Origin of the sequence: Bacillus sp. FSL K6-3312, assembly GCF_038007485.1 — a bacterium.
GTDB lineage: Bacteria > Bacillota > Bacilli > Bacillales > Bacillaceae > Bacillus > Bacillus pumilus.
The window spans coordinates 2,797,585-2,818,595 of the sequence record NZ_JBBOXI010000001.1 but is presented as its reverse complement, the minus strand read 5'-3'; the positions used below and the strand labels follow the sequence as shown (position 1 = coordinate 2,818,595).

The 21,011-nt window shown below is 41.6% G+C and carries 18 protein-coding genes; 17 read left to right on the top strand and 1 reads right to left on the bottom strand.

Annotated elements, in window-relative coordinates; translation table 11 throughout:
- Positions 1-277 precede the first annotated feature (277 nt).
- From accD to MHI11_RS14715, 5 genes are all read left to right on the top strand, one after another.
- Positions 278-1,153 (top strand): acetyl-CoA carboxylase, carboxyltransferase subunit beta, encoded by an 876-nt coding sequence (accD, locus tag MHI11_RS14735; RefSeq protein WP_340961337.1) that lies wholly within the window; start codon positions 278-280, stop codon positions 1,151-1,153.
- Entirely contained in the window at positions 1,138-2,115 is a 978-nt protein-coding gene (gene accA, locus MHI11_RS14730; protein WP_003216264.1) for an acetyl-CoA carboxylase carboxyl transferase subunit alpha, read from the top strand. The genes accD and accA overlap by 16 nt, the downstream gene beginning before the upstream one ends.
- A 342-nt stretch (positions 2,116-2,457) precedes the next feature.
- Positions 2,458-3,417, top strand: a complete 960-nt coding sequence (pfkA, locus tag MHI11_RS14725) for a 6-phosphofructokinase (protein ID WP_012010865.1) — start codon at positions 2,458-2,460, stop codon at positions 3,415-3,417.
- A 27-nt stretch (positions 3,418-3,444) separates the two neighbouring features.
- Positions 3,445-5,205: a pyruvate kinase gene (gene pyk / locus MHI11_RS14720; RefSeq protein WP_044139294.1), complete on the top strand. Its 1,761-nt coding sequence runs from the start codon at positions 3,445-3,447 to the stop codon at positions 5,203-5,205.
- A gap of 103 nt (positions 5,206-5,308) precedes the next feature.
- Positions 5,309-5,698, top strand: coding sequence for an FxsA family protein (locus MHI11_RS14715; RefSeq protein WP_065098580.1), 390 nt, complete (start codon positions 5,309-5,311; stop codon positions 5,696-5,698).
- A gap of 25 nt (positions 5,699-5,723) precedes the next feature.
- Here the strand turns inward: MHI11_RS14715 and ytvI are convergent, their stop codons facing one another.
- Positions 5,724-6,842 carry a sporulation integral membrane protein YtvI gene (ytvI, locus tag MHI11_RS14710; protein WP_106066896.1) on the bottom strand — a complete coding sequence of 373 codons (1,119 nt, stop codon included), beginning with the start codon at positions 6,840-6,842 and terminating at the stop codon, positions 5,724-5,726.
- Positions 6,843-6,942: 100 nt separating this feature from the next.
- Here ytvI and MHI11_RS14705 point away from each other — a divergent pair, with 100 nt between their 5' ends.
- From MHI11_RS14705 to speD, 12 genes are all read left to right on the top strand, one after another.
- Positions 6,943-7,407: a DUF441 domain-containing protein gene (locus MHI11_RS14705; RefSeq protein ID WP_044139290.1), complete on the top strand. Its 465-nt coding sequence runs from the start codon at positions 6,943-6,945 to the stop codon at positions 7,405-7,407.
- Positions 7,408-7,782: 375 nt separating this feature from the next.
- Entirely contained in the window at positions 7,783-8,901 is a 1,119-nt protein-coding gene (gene citZ / locus MHI11_RS14700) for a citrate synthase (RefSeq protein ID WP_008346063.1), read from the top strand.
- Between the two features lie 149 nt (positions 8,902-9,050).
- Positions 9,051-10,322 (top strand): NADP-dependent isocitrate dehydrogenase, encoded by a 1,272-nt coding sequence (icd, locus tag MHI11_RS14695; protein ID WP_044139289.1) that lies wholly within the window; start codon positions 9,051-9,053, stop codon positions 10,320-10,322.
- Positions 10,323-10,356: 34 nt separating this feature from the next.
- A complete protein-coding gene (gene mdh / locus MHI11_RS14690) occupies positions 10,357-11,295 on the top strand; it encodes a malate dehydrogenase (RefSeq protein WP_007501693.1) in 939 nt (312 codons plus the stop codon).
- A gap of 186 nt (positions 11,296-11,481) precedes the next feature.
- On the top strand, positions 11,482-12,210 hold the full coding sequence (locus MHI11_RS14685) for a response regulator transcription factor (protein ID WP_044139288.1): 729 nt from the start codon (positions 11,482-11,484) through the stop codon (positions 12,208-12,210).
- Positions 12,203-13,945: a two-component system histidine kinase PnpS gene (gene pnpS, locus MHI11_RS14680; RefSeq protein ID WP_065098577.1), complete on the top strand. Its 1,743-nt coding sequence runs from the start codon at positions 12,203-12,205 to the stop codon at positions 13,943-13,945. The genes MHI11_RS14685 and pnpS overlap by 8 nt, the downstream gene beginning before the upstream one ends.
- Before the next feature lie 254 nt (positions 13,946-14,199).
- On the top strand, positions 14,200-16,839 hold the full coding sequence (gene polA / locus MHI11_RS14675) for a DNA polymerase I (RefSeq protein ID WP_065098576.1): 2,640 nt from the start codon (positions 14,200-14,202) through the stop codon (positions 16,837-16,839).
- Positions 16,840-16,867: 28 nt separating this feature from the next.
- On the top strand, positions 16,868-17,701 hold the full coding sequence (mutM, locus tag MHI11_RS14670; RefSeq protein ID WP_065098575.1) for a DNA-formamidopyrimidine glycosylase: 834 nt from the start codon (positions 16,868-16,870) through the stop codon (positions 17,699-17,701).
- A 174-nt stretch (positions 17,702-17,875) separates the two neighbouring features.
- Complete coding sequence (ytaF, locus tag MHI11_RS14665; RefSeq protein WP_003216274.1) at positions 17,876-18,508, top strand: sporulation membrane protein YtaF; 633 nt, start codon at positions 17,876-17,878, stop codon at positions 18,506-18,508.
- Positions 18,509-18,522: 14 nt separating this feature from the next.
- Positions 18,523-19,128 carry a dephospho-CoA kinase gene (coaE, locus tag MHI11_RS14660; protein WP_050943596.1) on the top strand — a complete coding sequence of 202 codons (606 nt, stop codon included), beginning with the start codon at positions 18,523-18,525 and terminating at the stop codon, positions 19,126-19,128.
- Between the two features lie 170 nt (positions 19,129-19,298).
- Entirely contained in the window at positions 19,299-20,321 is a 1,023-nt protein-coding gene (locus tag MHI11_RS14655; protein WP_003216683.1) for a glyceraldehyde-3-phosphate dehydrogenase, read from the top strand.
- Positions 20,322-20,555: 234 nt separating this feature from the next.
- The gene (speD, locus tag MHI11_RS14650; RefSeq protein ID WP_003216492.1) at positions 20,556-20,936 is read left to right on the top strand and encodes an adenosylmethionine decarboxylase; all 381 of its coding nucleotides are present in this window, start codon (positions 20,556-20,558) and stop codon (positions 20,934-20,936) included.
- The last annotated feature ends 75 nt before the right edge of the window (positions 20,937-21,011 follow it).

Genomic DNA, 21,011 nt, shown 5'->3' with positions numbered 1-21,011 from the left:
CTGAAATTGGAGGAAAGACGTGCACTATTTCCTCTCATACGCGAAAATTTTTTCATCCGGAATGATATTTTTTTGTAGACGTTCACAATTCACATATATCAACTGCTCAGCGCCCCAAACACATACTCATTTCTCATCAATTCCCCACTGAAAAAATTGAATGAAGGATGACAGCGTTTGACAAAAAAAGTACAATAGTTTCGGTACAGTTATGACATGTCCTATAATAGTGGATGTGCGTGTAAAGAAAAAACCCTTCAAAAAGGGAGGTAGTCATTTGTCAATCAAAAATATTTTCAGTAAAAAGAAAAAATATGCATCTGTACCCTCTGAACAGGCAAGTCAAGATGTGCCTGAAGGCATCATGACCAAATGTCCGCAATGTAAAAAAATAATGCTCACCAAAGAACTAGATAAAAATTTACGTGTTTGCATGAATTGCGGTAAACATTTGCAAATGAATGCAAAACAGCGTATTGACAGCCTTGTTGACGAAGGCACATTTGAAGAATTTAACGGGCATCTGATCTCAGAAAACCCGCTCGGATTCCCAGGCTACGAAGAAAAGCTTGAGAAAGACAGAGAAAAAACGTCTTTGAATGAAGCCATTGTTACAGGTCAAGGTGAAATTGAAGGCAAGCGTGCTGTGATCGCTGTCATGGATGCCACATTCCGTATGGGCAGCATGGGCTCAGTTGTTGGTGAAAAGATCACACTTGCGATCGAGAAAGCAAAAGCGGACAAGGTGCCATTTATCATCTTAACTGCATCAGGCGGAGCGAGAATGCAAGAGGGGATCCTCAGTCTTATGCAGATGGCAAAAACAAGCTCAGCATTAAAATTGTTCAGCGAGGACCAAGGTTTGATTATCTCTGTGATGACGAACCCAACAACTGGCGGTGTATCAGCTAGTTTCGCGTCTCTTGGTGATTACAACTTTGCAGAACCTGGTGCTTTAATTGGGTTTGCAGGCCGTAGAATCATTGAACAAACCATTCGTGAAGACCTGCCAGAGGACTTCCAAACGGCTGAATTTTTAATGAAGCATGGTCAATTGGATGCTGTCATTCATCGTGCAGAGATGAAAGCAACATTAGGCCGAATACTAGCATTACACAGCACAGGAGGTGAACGAGAGTGGCTGGAGAACTAGAATTTGAAAAACCTGTCATTGAACTTCGAGCGAAAATTGATGAACTGAAAAAGTTCACACAAAACTCAGAAATGGATTTAAGTGCAGAAATTGAGCGTCTTGAAACACGTCTGAGCAAACTTGAAGCAGACATTTATACAAATTTAAAGCCGTGGGACAGAGTACAGATTGCTCGTCATGCGATGCGCCCAACAACTCTCGATTACATTCAAGAGCTGTTTGACAACTTTTTCGAGTGTCACGGTGACCGTTTTTATGGCGATGATGAAGCGATCGTTGGAGGAATTGCCACGTTTAAAGGGCTTCCTGTCACGGTGATTGGCCATCAGCGCGGTAAAGATACAAAAGAAAACTTGCGCCGTAATTTCGGAATGCCTCATCCAGAAGGCTACCGTAAAGCGCTGCGCTTGATGAAACAAGCAGATAAATTTAATCGCCCGATCATTTGCTTTATTGATACAAAAGGAGCTTATCCTGGTAAAGCAGCTGAAGAACGCGGGCAAAGTGAAGCAATTGCGAAAAACCTATTCGAAATGGCAGGACTTCGTGTACCGGTTGTCTGTATTGTCATTGGAGAAGGAGGAAGTGGCGGCGCACTAGGCTTAGGCGTAGGAAACCACCTATACATGCTAGAGAATTCAACGTATTCAGTGATTTCACCTGAAGGTGCAGCAGCACTGCTCTGGAAGGACTCATCACTTGCGAAAAAAGCTGCAGAATCAATGAAAATTACGGCTCCAGACCTAAAAGAATTAGATATTATAGATGATGTTATTAAAGAAGTGCAAGGTGGAGCACACCGAGACGTGAAACAACAAGCAGCCTACATTGAAAAAACATTAAAACAGTCACTTACATCTTTGCTCAAACTAACACCTGAAGAACTAGTCGAACAGAGATATCAAAAATACAAAGCAATCGGGAAAGTATCGGTTGAAAATCAATATATTGGGGTAAACTAAATAAACGTACAGCCTTTTTGGCTGGCGTTTATTTTTTTTCATCCTTTTTCATGAAAAACGACCTCATGTAAGCGCTATTTGAAAATAATTTTCTTTTGTTTTCATAAAATTTGAAACGTCTGAGAACCTTGATATGATAAGCTTTAGAGGGTTCGATCTTCCTCGTTTTTGAAAGAATTGCTTTCATGACTTTCTTAACTTTTGTTTAAAAACGGTTTATTTAATTGTATAATAAGTACGGTTTTAGAAATACGTATTGAAAACATCTGGTTTTGCTCATGATTGTTTTCAAGCAGTGGAAATGGTATGTTTAATTCATATATGGTCTCTGAGGTGAAAAAGATGAAGCGTATAGGAGTTTTAACGAGCGGTGGGGATTCCCCAGGAATGAATGCAGCTGTGCGCGCAGTTGTAAGGAAAGCGATTTACCATAATGTTGAAGTTTACGGTATTTATAATGGATATTCAGGTCTAATTAACGGTAAAATTGAGAAACTTGAAATAGGTTCAGTTGGCGATATCATTCATCGTGGAGGAACAAAACTTTACACGGCAAGATGCCCTGAATTCAAGACAGTTGAAGGTCGTGAAAAAGGCATTGAGAACTTAAAAAAATTCGGTATTGAAGGACTTGTTGTGATTGGCGGAGACGGTTCATTCATGGGAGCGAAGAAATTAACTGAGCTCGGTTTTCCATGTGTAGGTGTCCCGGGTACAATTGACAACGATATCCCAGGTACTGATTTCACTATTGGCTTTGATACAGCACTGAATACAGTCATTGACGCCATTGATAAAATTCGTGATACAGCCACATCTCATGAACGTACATACGTAGTGGAAGTAATGGGAAGACATGCTGGTGATATTGCTCTTTGGTCAGGTCTTGCAGGCGGAGCCGAATCTATTTTGATTCCTGAAGCAGACTATGACATGGATGAAATTATCGCGAGATTAAGAAGAGGACACGAGCGCGGCAAGAAGCACAGTATCATCATCGTCGCAGAAGGCGTAGGCAGCGGTGTTGAATTTGGTAAGCGGATTGAAGAGGAGACAAGCCTTGAAACCCGTGTATCTGTCTTAGGACATATTCAGCGCGGAGGTTCTCCAAGCGCATTTGACCGAGTACTCGCAAGCCGTTTAGGAGCATACGCAGTAGAACTTCTTCTTGAAGGAAAAGGCGGACGCTGTGTGGGTATTCAAAGCAACGAACTCGTTCACCACGATATTTTAGATATCTTAGATAAAAAACATACAGTCGATCAAAATATGTACCGACTTTCACAAGAGCTCTCTATATAAAACGAGAAGACCTTAGGAGGAACAGTAATGAGAAAGACAAAAATCGTTTGTACAATCGGTCCAGCAAGTGAAACTATTGAAAAGCTGACTGAATTGATTGAAGCAGGAATGAATGTAGCCAGACTAAACTTCTCTCATGGAGATTTTGAAGAGCATGGTGCACGCATTGAAAACATTCGTAAAGCAGGTAAAACATTAGGCAAGGACATTGCGATCCTTCTTGATACAAAAGGTCCAGAGATCCGTACACGCACAGTTGAAAACGGCTCAATTGAGCTAGTCGCTGGTGCAGATCTTATCGTAAGTATGGAAGACATTGTTGGAAATACGGAAAAAATTAGTGTGACGTATGAAGAGTTAATTCATGATGTAGAAGTAGGCTCAACGATTCTATTAGATGATGGTCTTATTGGTTTAGAAGTGAAAGAAATTAACATGGACCGCAAAGAAATCGTCACAAAGGTCATGAATACAGGCACGCTCAAAAACAAAAAAGGTGTAAACGTTCCAGGTGTAAGTGTGAACCTGCCAGGTATTACAGAAAAGGATGCCAATGATATTTTGTTCGGAATTGAACAAGGCGTCGATTTCATCGCAGCTTCTTTTGTGAGACGAGCTTCTGATGTTCTTGAAATTCGTGAGCTTCTTGAAAAGAATAACGCGGCTGACATTCAAATCATTCCTAAGATTGAAAACCAAGAGGGTGTTGATAACATCGATGAAATCCTTGAGGTATCAGACGGTTTGATGGTTGCACGTGGAGATCTTGGTGTAGAGATCCCGGCAGAAGAAGTACCGCTTGTTCAAAAAATGCTGATCAAAAAATGCAATCGCTTAGGCAAACCAGTCATCACAGCGACCCAAATGCTTGACAGTATGCAGCGTAATCCTCGTCCAACTCGTGCGGAAGCAAGTGACGTGGCAAATGCTATTTTTGATGGCACAGATGCGATTATGCTTTCTGGTGAAACAGCAGCAGGAACATATCCAGTGGAAGCTGTACAAACGATGCATAACATTGCATCACGTTCAGAAGATGCACTCAACTATAAAGCCATTCTTTCTCGTAGAAGCGAAGAAGTAGATGTCAGCATTACAGATGCCATCGGTCAATCTGTTGCACATACAGCGATGAAGCTTGACGTTGCAGCGATTGTGACACCTACGGAAAGCGGTCATACAGCGAGAATGATTTCAAAATATAGACCAAAAGCACCAATCGTAGCAGTCACAGCAAACGAATCAGTAGCGAGAAAGCTGTCTCTCGTATTCGGTGTATTTGCAAAGAGCGGATCGAAAACGACATCTACTGATGAAATGCTTGAGAATGCAGTCGAGAAGTCGATTGAAACAGGCTATGTGAGACATGGCGATTTAATTGTTATTACAGCTGGTGTGCCAGTTGGTGAAACAGGTACTACGAACTTAATGAAAGTTTATGTTGTCGGTGACATCATTGCGAAAGGTCAAGGAATTGGCCGTAAATCTGCATTTGGACCGGTTGTCATTGCACAAAGCGGAAAAGAAGCAGAGGAAAAAATGTACGATGGTGCGATTCTTGTCGCAAACTGTACAGACCGTGACATGATGGGTGCTTTAGAAAAAGCATCTGCCTTGATCACTGAAGAAGGTGGCTTAACAAGCCATGCAGCAGTCGTTGGACTTAGCCTGGGCATTCCAGTGATTGTGGGTCTTGATGGTGCTACAACACTGCTAAAAGAAGGCGAAGAAATTACAGTAGATCCGGCACGCGGAGCGATCTACAAAGGCCGTGCAAGCGTCCTTTAAATGATACACACGAGGGGAGTTGTCTGACTCCTCTCTTTTTTTATGTTACACTAAAAAAGTAAAACAGCTTTCGGGTGAAAGATACCCCATGAGGTGATATGGCTTGAAAAAATATTTGCTACTATTATTGATTCTGTTCCCTGCAGTGGAAATCAGTTTATTTTTAATATCAAGTAAAATCATTGGCATTTTGCCAACGATGCTGATGATCGTACTCACGAGTGCATTAGGTGCTTATTTTGCAAGAAAACAAGGAATCGAAGCTTTTCAAAAAGTGCAAAGAGATTTACAATATGGCAAAATGCCAGGGGTAACGATTGTCGATGGTTTTTGCATTCTAATCGGCGGTCTACTTCTGCTCATTCCCGGCTTCTTATCGGATATCATCGGTGCGCTGCTGCTCATTCCGATGACGAGAAAGCAAATCAAGCCGCTTTTTGAACGCTGGCTCAGGAAACTGTCTAATCGCAGTCGCTATACAATTATTCGCTAAAGAGACCTTGAGCTGAAGGTCTCTTTTACTTTTGCATGCCGTACCGAATGTACTGATAGATATCCCTGAAAACACCTGCATTACGAAATGCTTGCCACACGACAAGGGAGGCAGGGCCAATGACGAGTCCGAGGAAACCCAACCATTTTAACCCGACAAATAGTGCCACAAGGGTGGCTAAAGGATTAAGCCCAATGGATTTGCTTAAGACTTTTGGCTCTGAAATTTGTCTTTGAATGAGCACGACAATATACAAAATGCCGAGCCCGATGGCGAGTGAAAGGTTTCCTGTCATAGCAGAGTAAATGATCCATGGCAGAAAAACAGTGCCGCTCCCGATATAAGGAAGTAAATCGACAAACCCAATACATAAAGCAATGACAAGGGCGTGCTCGACTTTTAAGATGATCAGTCCAATGACGACAAGGCCGATGGTCATAGCAACAAGCAAAAGCTGCGCCTTCATAAAACCGGTAATGGCTTTTTTGATTTCAGATAAAATGGCTCGTGTATGCTGCATCCATTTTGCGGGAAAGATACGAGAACCATATTTTTTTAATGTAAACCAATCTTTCGTGATAAAAAAAGTCGCCAGTGCAGAAAACAAAAGGGTTGCGGCTGCATCAGGCAAAAGACCTAAAAAAGCCGGGATGAGCTCGAGTGTTTTTGAAAGAAAAGTCCCTATTTTTGCGGCAGCTTCATCGCCTAGCGCTTGGATTTGTCCCAAAATCGATTCCTTTTGACCTGCTTGAAGTGTATTAAATTGGGCGGTTACATCATGGTACAAAGGCAGGATCTTATCTGTAAAAAACTGTTCCACAATCCCAATCATATGATCAAGGTGACCAGGCAGAACCTTTGCCAAATAAGCACTTCCTGAAATGATTTCTGCTACTAAGAGTGTGATGAAACCGGCTGCTACTACTAAAAAGAGCAGTAGTACAATGACTACAACAAATCCTCTCGGCATTCCGGTGATCTCTTCTATTTTGCATACAGCAGGGTGAATCAGGCAGGATACAATAAGTGCAATCCAAAAAGGATATAAAAAAGGAAAAGACTGATATAAAAAGGCAACCGCAAATACAGCAATGCCGATCATCATCAAACTTCGTAGAAAAATGGCCATATAGGTGTGGTTCACACAATCCCCTCCAAAAAACAAGCATGTCCGATACTTCATTTTATTCAAAAAGATTAGTAATATGAAAAGGTCGCAATAAAAAGAAAGGAAGGGGCGGCGTATGTTTACTCAAGCAAATTTATTTTTGGTTCTTTTACTCGTTATTGCACTTATTGCAAAAAACAATTCATTAATTTTAGCGGTTTCTGTGCTCATTGGGATTAAACTGATTGGTTTGGATCAAAAAATTTTCCCAGTTCTTCAATCGAAAGGCATCAATTGGGGGGTCACCGTCATTACAATTGCTGTGCTTGTTCCTATTGCAACAGGTGACATTGGATTTAAGCAGCTTGGAGAAGCCATGAAATCATCTTATGCTTGGATTGCACTTGGAGCGGGTATATTAGTAGCATTAATCGCAAAAAACGGTATTGTGCTACTCGAAAATGATCCGCATATCACGGCAGCGCTTGTGTTCGGGACGATTTTGGCAGTTAGCTTATTTAAAGGTGTAGCTGTCGGTCCGCTGATCGGAGCAGGAATTGCTTATTTGGCGATGCAGGCTGTGAAATTTTTCAGCGGTTGAAAAGAGAGTGGTTCATGCCACTTTCTTTTTTATTTTTTTCTTGCGTGAGCTTTTGCAAAAAAACATAATTAAATATAATAAAAGAAGCAAAATCCCTTTATTCCATGCCTGATATGGAAGACTGGAAAAAAAAATATCAAAAAAAATTATAGTTAAACATTTAACAAATGTCTGATTATTGTTTATAATGGGAATAGGCTTAATTTTGAACTCATTGATCACACAAGAGATATGAGGCTAAAAGCGCTCTAACCGTATAGGTAAATGTAAGCATTTTCTTTTCTGAACCTGCCGTCTTATTCGGATTGGATAGCGCTTTCAAAAAGCGAGAATTCTGCAACGAAGGGGAATCTTTTTAAAAAGGGGAGATTGAACATGACAGCAACAAGAGGTCTTGAAGGTATTGTGGCAACAACTTCATCCGTAAGCTCAATTATTGATGATACTCTTACTTATGTAGGGTACAATATCGATGATTTAACTGAAAAAGCTACATTCGAAGAAATTGTCTACCTGTTATGGCACTTAAAGCTGCCGAATGAGCAAGAGCTGAGTGAGTTAAAACAGCAGCTCAACGAAAATGCTCACATTCCGCAAGAAATCATTGAGCACTTTAAATCGTATTCGCTGGATGGGGTTCATCCAATGTCTGCGATTCGTACAGCGGTATCCTTACTAGGATTACTTGATGACGAATCAGAGATTATGGACAAAGAAGCGAATTACAGAAAAGCCATTCGCTTACAGGCGAAAATTTCTGGACTAGTTGCTGCGTTTTCACGTATTCGTAAGGGACTTGAGCCTGTACAGCCAAAAGAAGAATACAGCTATGCTGCGAACTTCTTGTATATGCTAAATGGCGAAGAGCCGTCACCAGTAGAAATTGAGGCAATTGATAAGGCACTCATTCTACATGCGGATCATGAATTAAACGCATCGACATTTACAGCGCGTGTATGTGTTGCTACACTATCAGATATCTACTCTGGTGTAACAGCGGCTATCGGTGCGCTGAAAGGACCACTTCATGGCGGAGCCAACGAAGGCGTGATGAAGATGCTTTCAGAAATTGGCGAAGTTGAAAACGTAGATTCCTATATTCATGGTAAGCTAGAGAAGAAAGAAAAAATTATGGGCTTTGGCCACCGTGTATACCGTCAAGGTGACCCGCGTGCAAAGCATCTAAAAGAAATGAGCCAGCGTTTAACAAACCTGACTGGCGAGCCGAAATGGTATGAAATGTCTGTTCGCGCAGAGGAAATCGTGACATCAGAGAAAAATCTTCCACCAAATGTTGATTTTTATTCTGCATCTGTATATCACAGTCTTGGGATTGATCATGACTTGTTTACACCAATTTTCGTGATCAGCCGATTCTCTGGATGGATTGCTCACATTTTAGAGCAGTATGACAACAATCGTCTCATCCGTCCAAGAGCTGACTACATTGGACCTGATCTTCAAACCTTTGTTCCGATCAGTGAAAGAGACTAATGTTTATAGAATAAACGGAGGCTGATCCTCAGGAAGGCCAATCAGCCTCTATATCAACAAAAAACGAATCATGTGAAAAACTTCTTCGCTTGCAGACATCAAGCCAAGAAGTTTCAAATATTCACTACATAACCTGGGAGGTAATATCATTGTCACAAGGCGAAAAAATTACAGTTACTGGCGGCGTATTGAATGTACCAAATAATCCAATTATCCCGTTTATCGAAGGGGACGGAATCGGTCCTGACATTTGGAAAGCAGCATCAAGAGTACTTGAAGCCGCTGTAGAAAAAGCATATAAAGGTGAAAAGCAAATCACTTGGAAAGAAGTATATGCCGGTGAGAAAGCTTACAATAAAACTGGAGAATGGCTTCCTGAGCAAACACTTGAAGACATTCGTGAATACTTAATCGCAATCAAAGGACCACTGACAACACCAATCGGCGGAGGAATCCGTTCATTAAACGTGGCACTTAGACAAGAGCTTGATTTATTCACATGCTTACGTCCAGTTCGCTGGTTCAAAGGCGTACCGTCTCCTGTGAAACGTCCAGAAGACACAGATATGGTCATCTTCCGTGAGAATACAGAAGATATCTATGCTGGTATCGAGTATGCACAAGGATCAGACGAAGTGAAGAAGTTAATTGACTTCTTGAAAAACGAATTAGGTGTAAACAAAATCCGTTTCCCAGAAACATCAGGTATCGGAATCAAGCCAGTTTCTGAAGAAGGAACTTCTCGCCTTGTCAGAGCGGCTATCCAATATGCAATCGACCAAGGCCGTAAGTCTGTGACACTTGTTCACAAAGGAAACATCATGAAATTCACAGAAGGTGCCTTCAAAAACTGGGGCTACGAAGTGGCTGAAAAAGAGTTTGGCGACAAGGTCTTTACATGGGCACAATATGATCGTATTGTAGAACAAGATGGAAAAGATGCGGCAAACAAAGCGCAAAGTGAAGCAGAAGCTGCTGGCAAAATTATTGTCAAAGACAGCATTGCAGATATTTTCCTTCAACAAATCCTAACTCGTCCAGCTGAGTTCGATGTTGTGGCAACAATGAACTTAAACGGAGATTACATCTCTGATGCTCTTGCAGCACAAGTTGGTGGAATTGGTATCGCACCAGGTGCGAACATCAACTACGAAACAGGACACGCTATTTTTGAAGCGACTCACGGAACAGCACCTAAATATGCTGGTCTTGATAAAGTGAACCCATCTTCTGTTCTTCTATCAGGCGTGCTTTTACTTGAGCACCTTGGCTGGCAGGAAGCAGCTGATCTAGTGATTCAATCTGTTGAAAATACAATTGCATCAAAAGTCGTCACTTACGATTTTGCTAGATTAATGGATGGCGCAAAAGAAGTGAAATGTTCTGAGTTTGCTGACGAGCTCATCAAAAACTTGTCTTGATTCTTAAACTTTAAAGTTAAAGGGGAAAAAGGAAATGGCAAACAAGCGTAAAAAAGTATCTGTTATCGGAGCAGGCTTTACTGGAGCAACTACAGCATTTCTAACGGCTCAAAAAGAATTAGCGGACGTCGTATTAGTCGATATCCCGCAGCTTGAGAACCCAACAAAAGGGAAAGCACTTGATATGCTGGAAGCAAGTCCTGTTCAAGGCTTCGATGCAAACATTACAGGAACTTCTAACTACGAAGATACAGCCGGTTCTGATGTCGTGGTCATTACGGCGGGGATTGCAAGAAAGCCGGGAATGAGCCGTGACGATCTCGTGTCAACAAATGAAAAAATCATGCGCAGTGTGACACGCGAAATCGTTAAATATTCTCCAGAAGCCATCATTGTTGTATTAACAAACCCTGTTGATGCAATGACGTATGCAGTTTATAAAGAATCAGGATTACCAAAAGAAAAAGTCATTGGACAATCGGGCATTCTTGATACAGCACGTTTCCGTACGTTCGTTGCTCAAGAATTAAATCTATCTGTTAAAGACGTGACGGGCTTTGTGCTTGGTGGACATGGCGATGACATGGTTCCTCTTGTTCGTTACTCTTATGCAGGCGGTATCCCGCTTGAAACATTGATTCCTAAAGAGCGAATTGATGCAATTGTTGAAAGAACAAGAAAAGGCGGCGGCGAAATCGTGAACCTATTAGGTAACGGTAGTGCATATTATGCACCTGCTGCTTCACTAGTCGAAATGGTTGAGGCGATCCTTAAAGATCAGCGCCGCGTCATGCCGACGATTGCTTACCTTGAAGGTGAATATGGCTACGAAGGCATTTACCTAGGTGTACCAACAATCGTAGGTGGAAACGGCCTTGAGCAGATCATCGAGCTTGAGCTGACAGAAGAAGAAAGAAGTCAGCTTGACCGTTCTGTTGAATCTGTTAAGAATGTCATGAAAGTATTGTCTTAATATGAATAAAAAAGAAGGCTTCTCGTATGAGGAGTCTTCTTTTTGTTTACAAAACAAATCTTGTCGAAATTTTAAATTGTTCTCTTGTTAAGCTTTCGTTAAAATGAAAGAGAAAGCATGACTTCTCGCTTTTCACATAAGATACAAAAAACGGATGCAGGGGAAATCACTAATTGGAGGCACAACATGAATAAAAAAATATTAGTTGTGGATGATGAAGAATCGATTGTAACACTTCTAAGCTATAACCTTGAAAGAGCGGGCTATGATGTCGTCACAGCAAGAGACGGGGAAGAAGCGCTTGAAAAAGCAGCAAGTGAACAGCCTGACCTTATTGTATTAGATTTAATGCTTCCGAAGATGGACGGCATTGAAGTGTGCAAACAACTGAGAATTCAAAAAATGATGTTCCCTATTTTAATGCTGACAGCAAAGGACGATGAATTTGATAAGGTGCTAGGTCTTGAGCTTGGGGCCGATGATTACATGACAAAGCCATTCAGTCCTAGAGAAGTGGGTGCTCGGGTAAAAGCCATCTTGAGAAGAGCACAGCAATCTCAGCCTGCCCCCACGCAAGAGGAGAAGGAAGAAATCGTTGCAGATCAAATCAAAATTGGTGAACTGCGCATTTTACCAGAACACTACGAAGTCTATTTCCAAGAAAAACGTCTAGAGCTGACGCCAAAAGAATTTGAACTACTGCTTTATTTGGCGAAACATAAAGGACGTGTCCTCACGCGTGATTTATTGCTAAGTGCCGTTTGGAATTATGACTTTGCAGGTGACACTCGTATTGTGGATGTCCATATTAGTCACTTGCGGGACAAAATTGAAAAGAACACGAAAAAACCAACATACATTAAAACGATTCGCGGCTTAGGCTACAAATTGGAGGAGCCGAAGTCAAATGAGTAAAATTAGAACCCGTCTGTTTTCGGGACTCATTTTTCTCCTTTTTATTGTGTTTGTGGCACTTGGTCTTTTCTTGGATCACATGTTCCATGTTTTCTATGAAACAAAATTAACGGAACGAATGGAAAAGGAATCGAGCTTTCTCCTGTCTTCTATGAATGGTGATGATCTAAAGGCGAAGCAAAACAAAGAGGTCCTCAACCAGGCAAAGCAGCATTTTGATATGAATGCGTCGATTGTGGATTTAAAGGGGAATATCATACATACAACGGGTCAAGCAGAACAAAAGGCCGTCATTCAAAACACACTAAACAATGAACGTCTCCAAACAAAAGGGGTCGTTATTGACGATGAGAAGGATGCGCTTTTCCATTATGCTGTCCCGATCTTAAAACAAAACGAACCAGCGGGTTATTTATTTCTTCATGCGTCATACGAGCCTTTAAATGAAATTGACGGCCAGCTTTGGCTTGCATTAGCCTTTTGTCTTGGCTCGGCGATTATCATTATCGTTTTCTTTGGGTACCGCATGTCGATGAAATATGTGAAACCAATTGATTATGCGACAAAGGTAGCCAAACAGCTAGAACGCGGGAACTATGATACGAATAACTATGAAGAGCTGATGATTGAAACAAGTGAACTGAATACTTCCATGAAGCGTTTGGCAGGAAGTCTTCAAGAAATGACAAGTGCCGGTGAAATGCAGAGAGACCGGCTGCAAACGGTCATTGAAAATATTGGAGCGGGGATTATATTGATTGATAAGATGGGGTATATCCACCTCGTCAATCGAACCTTCCGCAAGCAGTTTAAGGTGCAAAAGCACATTTACATGCACAAGCTGTATCACGAAGCGTTTACCCATGAAGAGATTATCGAATTAATTGACGAGATTTTCATGACAGAAACGAAGGTGCGGAAGTTTTTACGTCTAGCCGTTGACATTGAACGCCGCTACTTCCAAGTGGATGGTGTACCCATTTTAAGTACAGACGATGAATGGAAAGGAATTGTTCTCGTATTTCATGACGTGACAGAAACGAAGCAGCTGGAGCAGATGCGAAAAGATTTTGTCGCCAATGTGTCTCATGAGTTAAAAACACCGATTACGTCGATTAAAGGATTTTCTGAAACCCTTCTTGATGGCGCGATTGATGACAAAGAAGCACTGACAGAATTTCTTTCTATCATTTTAAAAGAGAGTGTCCGTCTAGAAACATTGATTCAAGACTTACTTGATCTTTCTAAAATTGAGCAGCAGCAATTCAAGCTGAATATTCAAGAAGCCAATGCGACAGAAATCATCCAGGAGATTCAAGTGCTGTTAAGTCAAAAGGCTACAGAAAAAGGCATTCAATTACATGTGCGTGTCCCAAAAGAACCGGTCTATGTCATGGCAGACCCGCTAAGGTTAAAGCAAATCTTTCTCAATCTCGTTAATAATGCCCTTACCTATACACCAGAGGGAGGAAGTGTCACCATCTCAGCAAGACCGCGAAAAGGTGCCTATGAATTTGATGTAGCAGATACAGGAATTGGTATGAAGAAAAGTGAGATTCCAAGAATATTTGAGAGATTTTATCGAATTGATAAAGATAGAAGCAGGAATTCAGGCGGTACAGGTCTTGGGCTTGCCATTGTCAAACACCTTGTGGAGGCGCATGAAGGAACAATTTCTGTCGGCAGCAAACAAGGTAAAGGAACGACTTTTACAGTGAGCCTGAAATCGACATAGAGAAAAAAGGAAAGTCACGTTAAAATTTACATGATCTTTACAATGAATTCATGTTTTGTTAAACATTCATTGATAGGATGAATAGGAACCCCTTCATCCAAGGAGCCAATTTTGGAAGGACGAAAACACTTGTTGTTTTCGTCCCTTTTTTATGCAGGCTCGACTATTTTCTTTTCAAAATAAACTTTGATAAAATGAAGATACAATGTGTGAAAGAGACGGCTGAGATGGCTCAGCCGATGGAGGATTAAAACATGACAGACAAAAAGAAATTAGTGTTAGTGGATGGAAACAGCCTCGCATATCGAGCTTTCTTTGCTTTGCCGCTATTATCAAATGATAAAGGCGTACATACAAATGCTATTTATGGCTTTGCGATGATCTTAATGAAGATGCTGGAGGACGAGAAGCCAACCCATATGCTCGTCGCATTTGATGCGGGAAAAACAACATTCCGCCACGAGACATTTAAAGAATATAAAGGCGGAAGACAAAAAACCCCGCCAGAGCTATCAGAACAAATGCCGTTCATCCGTGAACTATTAGATGCCTATCAGGTGAAAAGGTACGAGCTTCCTCAATATGAGGCAGATGATATTATCGGTACATTGGCTGTCGAGGCAGAAAAAAACGGCTTTGAAGTCAAAATCTTCACAGGAGATAAAGACTTAACCCAGCTCTCAACAGATCATACGACAGTGGCTATTACGAAAAAAGGCATCACAGAAGTAGAATACTACACACCTGCTCATATTGAAGAAAAATATGGCTTGCGACCAGATCAAATCATTGATATGAAAGGGCTGATGGGAGATTCATCAGATAATATCCCAGGCGTCCCAGGTGTAGGCGAAAAAACAGCCATTAAATTGTTAAAGCAGTTTGAAACAGTTGAGAACCTGCTTGAACATATTGATGAAGTGAGCGGGAAAAAGCTCAAAGAAAAGCTTGAAGAATATAAAGAACAAGCAGTCATGAGTAAAGAGCTGGCGACCATTCTCGTAGAAGCACCTATTGATGTGTCGAGCAAAGATCTCGCCTACGAAGGTCCACACATGGATCAAGTGATCTCTCTTTATAAAGAACTAGGCTTTCAAACCCTGCTAGAGCGTCTAGGAGAAGCACCAGAAACAGATGAACAGGTTGAAGTAGACGCATTAGAAGTGAAAAAAATGACAACTGTAACGGGCGATATACTGACAGATCATGCAGCCCTTGTGGTAGAACAGCTTGGAGATAATTATCACGAAGCGGATTTGATCGGTTTTGCGATCCATAATGAAAATGGTGCGTTTTTTATGACGAAAGAAGATGCGCTTCAATCAGATGCATTTAAAGAATGGGTACAGGATGAAACGAAGAAAAAATGGGTCTTTGATTCAAAAAGAGCAGTTGTCGCTCTCAGATGGCATGATGTCGACCTAAAAGGTGTCGACAATGATGTTCTGCTCGCTTCCTACGTCGTCAACCCGCAGAAATCATATGAAGACGTCGCAAGTGTAGCGAAGGAATATGGTCTGAATATCGCTCTTTCTGATGAAAAAGTATACGGAAAAGGAGCAAAACAGGCGATTCCACCTGAAGATGAACTGAAAGAACATCTTGGACGAAAAGCAGCGGCGATCTCAGCCTTGCATGATTTAACACTAGAAGCATTAGAAAAAAATGATCAGCATGAACTATATGAAGATTTAGAGCTGCCGTTAGCACTCATCTTAGGCGAAATGGAATCTCTTGGAGTAAAGGTAGATCTAAAGCGCCTAGAGAAAATGGGTGAAGAATTAACGAAAAAGCTTAAAGAATATGAAGAAACCATTCACCGCTTAGCAGGAGAAACGTTTAACATCAATTCTCCTAAACAGCTTGGTGTCATCCTTTTTGAAAAATTAGGTCTCCCGATTATCAAGAAGACAAAAACAGGCTATTCAACGTCTGCAGATGTGCTTGAAAAGCTTGAAGATAAGCATGAAATCATTCGATCCATTCTGCACTACAGGCAAATCGGAAAGCTGCAATCGACCTATGTAGAAGGGTTAATGAAAGTAACGCGCAAGGATACCCATAAAGTGCATACAAGGTTTAATCAAGCACTCACCCAAACAGGAAGATTAAGCTCAACAGATCCAAACCTTCAAAACATCCCGATTCGTTTAGAAGAAGGACGGAAGATTCGTCAAGCATTCGTTCCTTCAAAAGAAGGCTGGCTCATGTTTGCAGCTGACTATTCACAAATCGAGCTGCGTGTACTTGCTCATATTTCACAAGATGAGAATTTGATCGAAGCATTTACGCAGGACATGGACATTCACACGAAAACAGCGATGGATGTGTTCCATGTCTCAGAAGATGAAGTGACTTCCGCTATGAGAAGACAAGCCAAGGCGGTAAACTTTGGTATTGTATACGGAATTAGCGATTATGGACTTTCTCAAAACCTTGGGATCACAAGAAAAGAAGCCGCCGCATTTATCGAGCGCTATTTAACAAGCTTTAAAGGCGTGAAAACCTATATGGAAGAAATCGTCCAGGAAGCGAAACAAAAAGGCTACGTCACGACGCTTCTCAAACGCAGACGATATATCCCAGATATCACAAGTCGTAATTTTAATATCAAAAGCTTTGCAGAACGAACAGCCATGAACACACCGATCCAAGGCAGCGCAGCCGATATTATTAAAAAAGCGATGATTGATATGGCGCGAAGGCTCAAAGAAGAAAACCTGCAGACAAATCTTTTATTACAGGTGCACGATGAATTGATCTTCGAAGCGCCGAAAGAAGAAATCGCCATCCTTGAAAAGATTGTTCCTGAAGTCATGGAAAATGCACTTCAGCTTGATGTGCCGCTAAAAGTTGATTTTTCTTCAGGTCCATCTTGGTACGATGCGAAATAAATAATAGAGAGAAAAAGGAGCGAGGAGCATGCCGGAATTACCAGAAGTTGAAACCGTCCGGCGCACTCTCAAGCGGTTAGTCGAAGGAAAGACGATTGAAACGGTCGATATCAAATGGCCAAACATCATCAAACGTCCTGGGGAGCCGGAAGAGTTCGCAAGAAGAATGGTAGGAGAAACCATACAAACCATTGAAAGAAGAGGGAAGTTCCTTCTCTTTCATTTAGACCATTATGTGATGGTCTCTCATTTAAGGATGGAAGGGAAATACCGTGTACATGAAGCGCATGAGCCTTATGATAAACACGTACACGTCGTCTTTACGTTTACAGATGGGACGGAGCTTCGGTACCATGATGTGCGTAAATTTGGCACGATGCATTTATTTCAGCCGGGTGAAGAGGAAAAGGAACTCCCGCTATCACAGCTGGGATATGAACCATTTGATGAACAGTTCACTCCTGAGTATTTATGGGAGAAATTGAAAAAAACAACCCGAATGGTCAAAACAGCACTGCTTGATCAAAAGATTGTCGTAGGACTTGGTAACATTTACGTAGATGAGGTCCTGTTTAAATCAGGGATTCATCCAGAAACAAAAGCGAATCAGCTCAGCCTGGAATCCTGCAAGGTGCTTCACAAACAGATCATCGATACGCTTCAAGTGGCGGTAGATGCGGGAGGAAGCACGATTCGTTCTTATATCAACTCACAAGGAGATATTGGCACATTTCAATTGCAGCTTCTTGTATATGACCGGCGGGGAGAGCCTTGCCAAACATGCGGAAGCATCATTGAGAAAACAGTAGTCGGAGGGCGCGGCACGCACTTTTGTGTGACCTGCCAAAAACGTCCTCAATAAAACTTAGCCATGAGCATGCTTCCTTTTTGCTATGCATACGATAAAAAACATTCATTTTTCAGCAAGGTGTAGACTGACACACAGCCCACCTGCTCTTCATATAGTGAAGGAGAGTCTAAGAACGCCTAGAGACTCTTGATCATCGTTGCATGAACAGAAAGGAAGAGTTCAGGTATGATTTCGATTTCGCTCCTGTTTTTAGCTATTGCAGTCAGCATCGACAGCTTTTCTGTAGGCTTTACGTATGGTCTCCGCAAAATGAGGATCCCATTTAAAGCTATCGTCATTATTGCATGCTGCTCAGGGATTGTGCTGCTCATTTCTATGCTGATTGGCAGCCTGCTGACGACATTTCTCCCTGTTTCAGTGACCGATAAACTGGGGGGAGGCATCTTAATTGCCATTGGCCTTTGGGTCCTGTATCAATTTTACAAACCAGCGAAAGAGCGTGATTTGCTTCTTCATGAAAAGACATTGCTCAATGTGGAAGTCCAATCACTTGGGCTTGTCATTCACATTTTAAGAAAGCCGACAAGTGCAGATATTGACCGATCTGGGACGATTAATGGAATAGAAGCGGTACTTCTTGGAATTGCTTTATCCATTGATGCATTTGGCGCAGGGATTGGCGCAGCGATATTAGGCTTTTCTCCAATTGTCATGAGTATCACGGTGGCAGTGATGAGCTCACTTTTTGTATGTATCGGGCTACGAGCCGGTCATTACTTGGCAAATTGGCGCTGGATCGATAAACTTGCATGTTTACCAGGGCTTCTGCTCATATTAATTGGGGTTTGGAAGCTGTAAAAGGAGGAAATCAATTGACGCTTGTCATTGGATTAACAGGCGGGATTGCTAGCGGAAAAAGCACAGTCTCACAGATGATAAAAGAGCAGGGCATCCGGGTTGTGGACGCAGATGTGATTGCAAAAGAAGCGGTCGCCAAAGGAACACCCGCCCTTCATCATATCGTTCAAACCTTTGGTGAGGGTGTCCTCCTGCCAAATGGAGAGCTAGACCGGCAGCAGCTGGGAGCCATTATTTTTTCTAATGAAGAGAAAAGAAAGCAGCTAAATGCGATCGTTCACCCAGAAGTGCGAAAGGAAATGCTCAGGCAGCGAGATGAAGGAATCGACAGCCGAGAAACATTCGTTGTCCTGGATATCCCGCTTTTATTTGAGAGTCAGCTGGAAAGTCTCGTCGACCGCATTATTGTGGTGTATACAACACCAGAATTACAGCTATCACGACTCATGAATCGAAACGACCTTAGCGCGGAAGAAGCGCTGAATCGGATTCACTCTCAGCAGCCTCTTGAGGAAAAATGTAAGAAAGCAGACCGGGTGATAGAAAATACACAAGATCTCGCTTTTATTAGAAAGCAATTGCAGAACATATTAAATGAATGGGAACATACAGATAAGTAAGAGTACATACACGTACTCTTCTTTTTTTATGCTTTTTATATTTCTCATGAAAAGAACAGCCCTTTTTAGAAAATATACGTTTATATACTGGCAATTACATTCTAATGTGATATACTAATTTCATAAATAAATTTATTGAGTATAACACATAATAGAGGAGTGACCTGTTCATGAAGGTAAAAGCAGCGATCAATGGGTTTGGCAGAATTGGACGCATGGTCTTCAGAAAAGCAATGCTTGATGATCAAATTCAAATTGTAGCGGTGAACGCAAGCTATCCTGCCGAAACGCTAGCACATTTAATTAAATATGATACAAATCATGGACGTTACGAATGCGATGTGACAGCAGAAGATGACGCACTGATTGTAAATGGGAAAAGAGTGCTTTTGCTCAATAACAGAGACCCAAAGCAGCTTCCGTGGGGAGAGCTTGGGATTGATATCGTCATAGAAGCAACCGGAAAATTTAATTCAAAAGATCAAGCGATGGGCCATATAGATGCCGGAGCGAAAAAGGTCGTACTTACAGCTCCAGGTAAAAATGAAGACATTACAATTGTGATGGGTGTCAATGAGGATGATCTTGATCCTGAAAAGCACGTCGTTATTTCAAATGCATCTTGTACAACAAACTGTTTAGCACCAGTTGTCAAATTGTTAGATGATGAATTCGGTATCGACAACGGTTTAATGACAACGGTTCATGCGTATACAAATGATCAAAAAAATATCGACAACCCGCATAAGGATTTGCGCCGGGCAAGAGCATGTGCCCAGTCCATTATTCCAACGACGACGGGTGCCGCTAAAGCGCTTTCTTTAGTGTTGCCGCACATGAAAGGGAAATTGCATGGACTTGCACTTCGCGTGCCAGTTTCCAATGTATCGATGGTTGATCTTGTTGTCGACTTGAAAAAAGATGTCACAGCAGAAGAAGTCAATGCAGCCTTCTCAAATGCATCAAAAACTTCTCTTTCCGGTATTTTAGATTACACGGATGAGCCGCTTGTTTCTACAGACTTTAATACGAACCCTTATTCAGCTGTCGTAGATGGACTGACAACGATGGTGATGGGGGATAGAAAAGTAAAAGTTCTTGCATGGTATGACAATGAATGGGGTTATTCATGCAGAGTGGTGGATCTTGTGAAGTTTGTCGGATCGCAGATGAAAGAGCTTTCTGCTGTTTGAAATGAAGAAGACGAACGTCCCTTTTCAAGGAATGAGAGAAAATCCCATTGAAAACACAGCTTGCAAAATGGGTCTAAACAAAGTATACTATTTTTCGTGAACTTCTTGTTCGCAGACTCATTCGGGTATACTTAAAGGGTTAGGACCTCTTTGGACTAACTTTCCCCCGTGGTATATGTCCGGTCCGGCTGCTTAGAACTTCACTCTTTCATTCTTGTTTAAGGGGGGTCCATGATGGAAACAATCGGACGTCACGTTATCTCCGAGCTATGGGGATGCGACTGTGATAAACTGAACGACATGGATTTTATTGAAAAAACGTTTGTAAATGCAGCTTTGAAATCAGGAGCTGAAGTAAGAGAGGTTGCTTTTCACAAATTTGCACCTCAAGGAGTAAGTGGAGTTGTCATTATTTCTGAATCTCATCTGACAATTCACAGCTTTCCTGAACATGGTTATGCGAGCATAGATGTTTATACTTGCGGCGACCTAGATCCGAATATCGCAGCAGATCATATCGGAGATGAATTAGGTGCTGAAACAAGAGAAAACATTGAAATTCCTCGAGGCATGGGACCTGTACAAGTGAAACAGGCACAAGCCAAAGCACTGTAAACATAAAAAAGATTGCAATGGGAGCTGGCCAAAAGCATTGAAATGCCTTTGTGTTATGCTCCTTTTTATATTTCT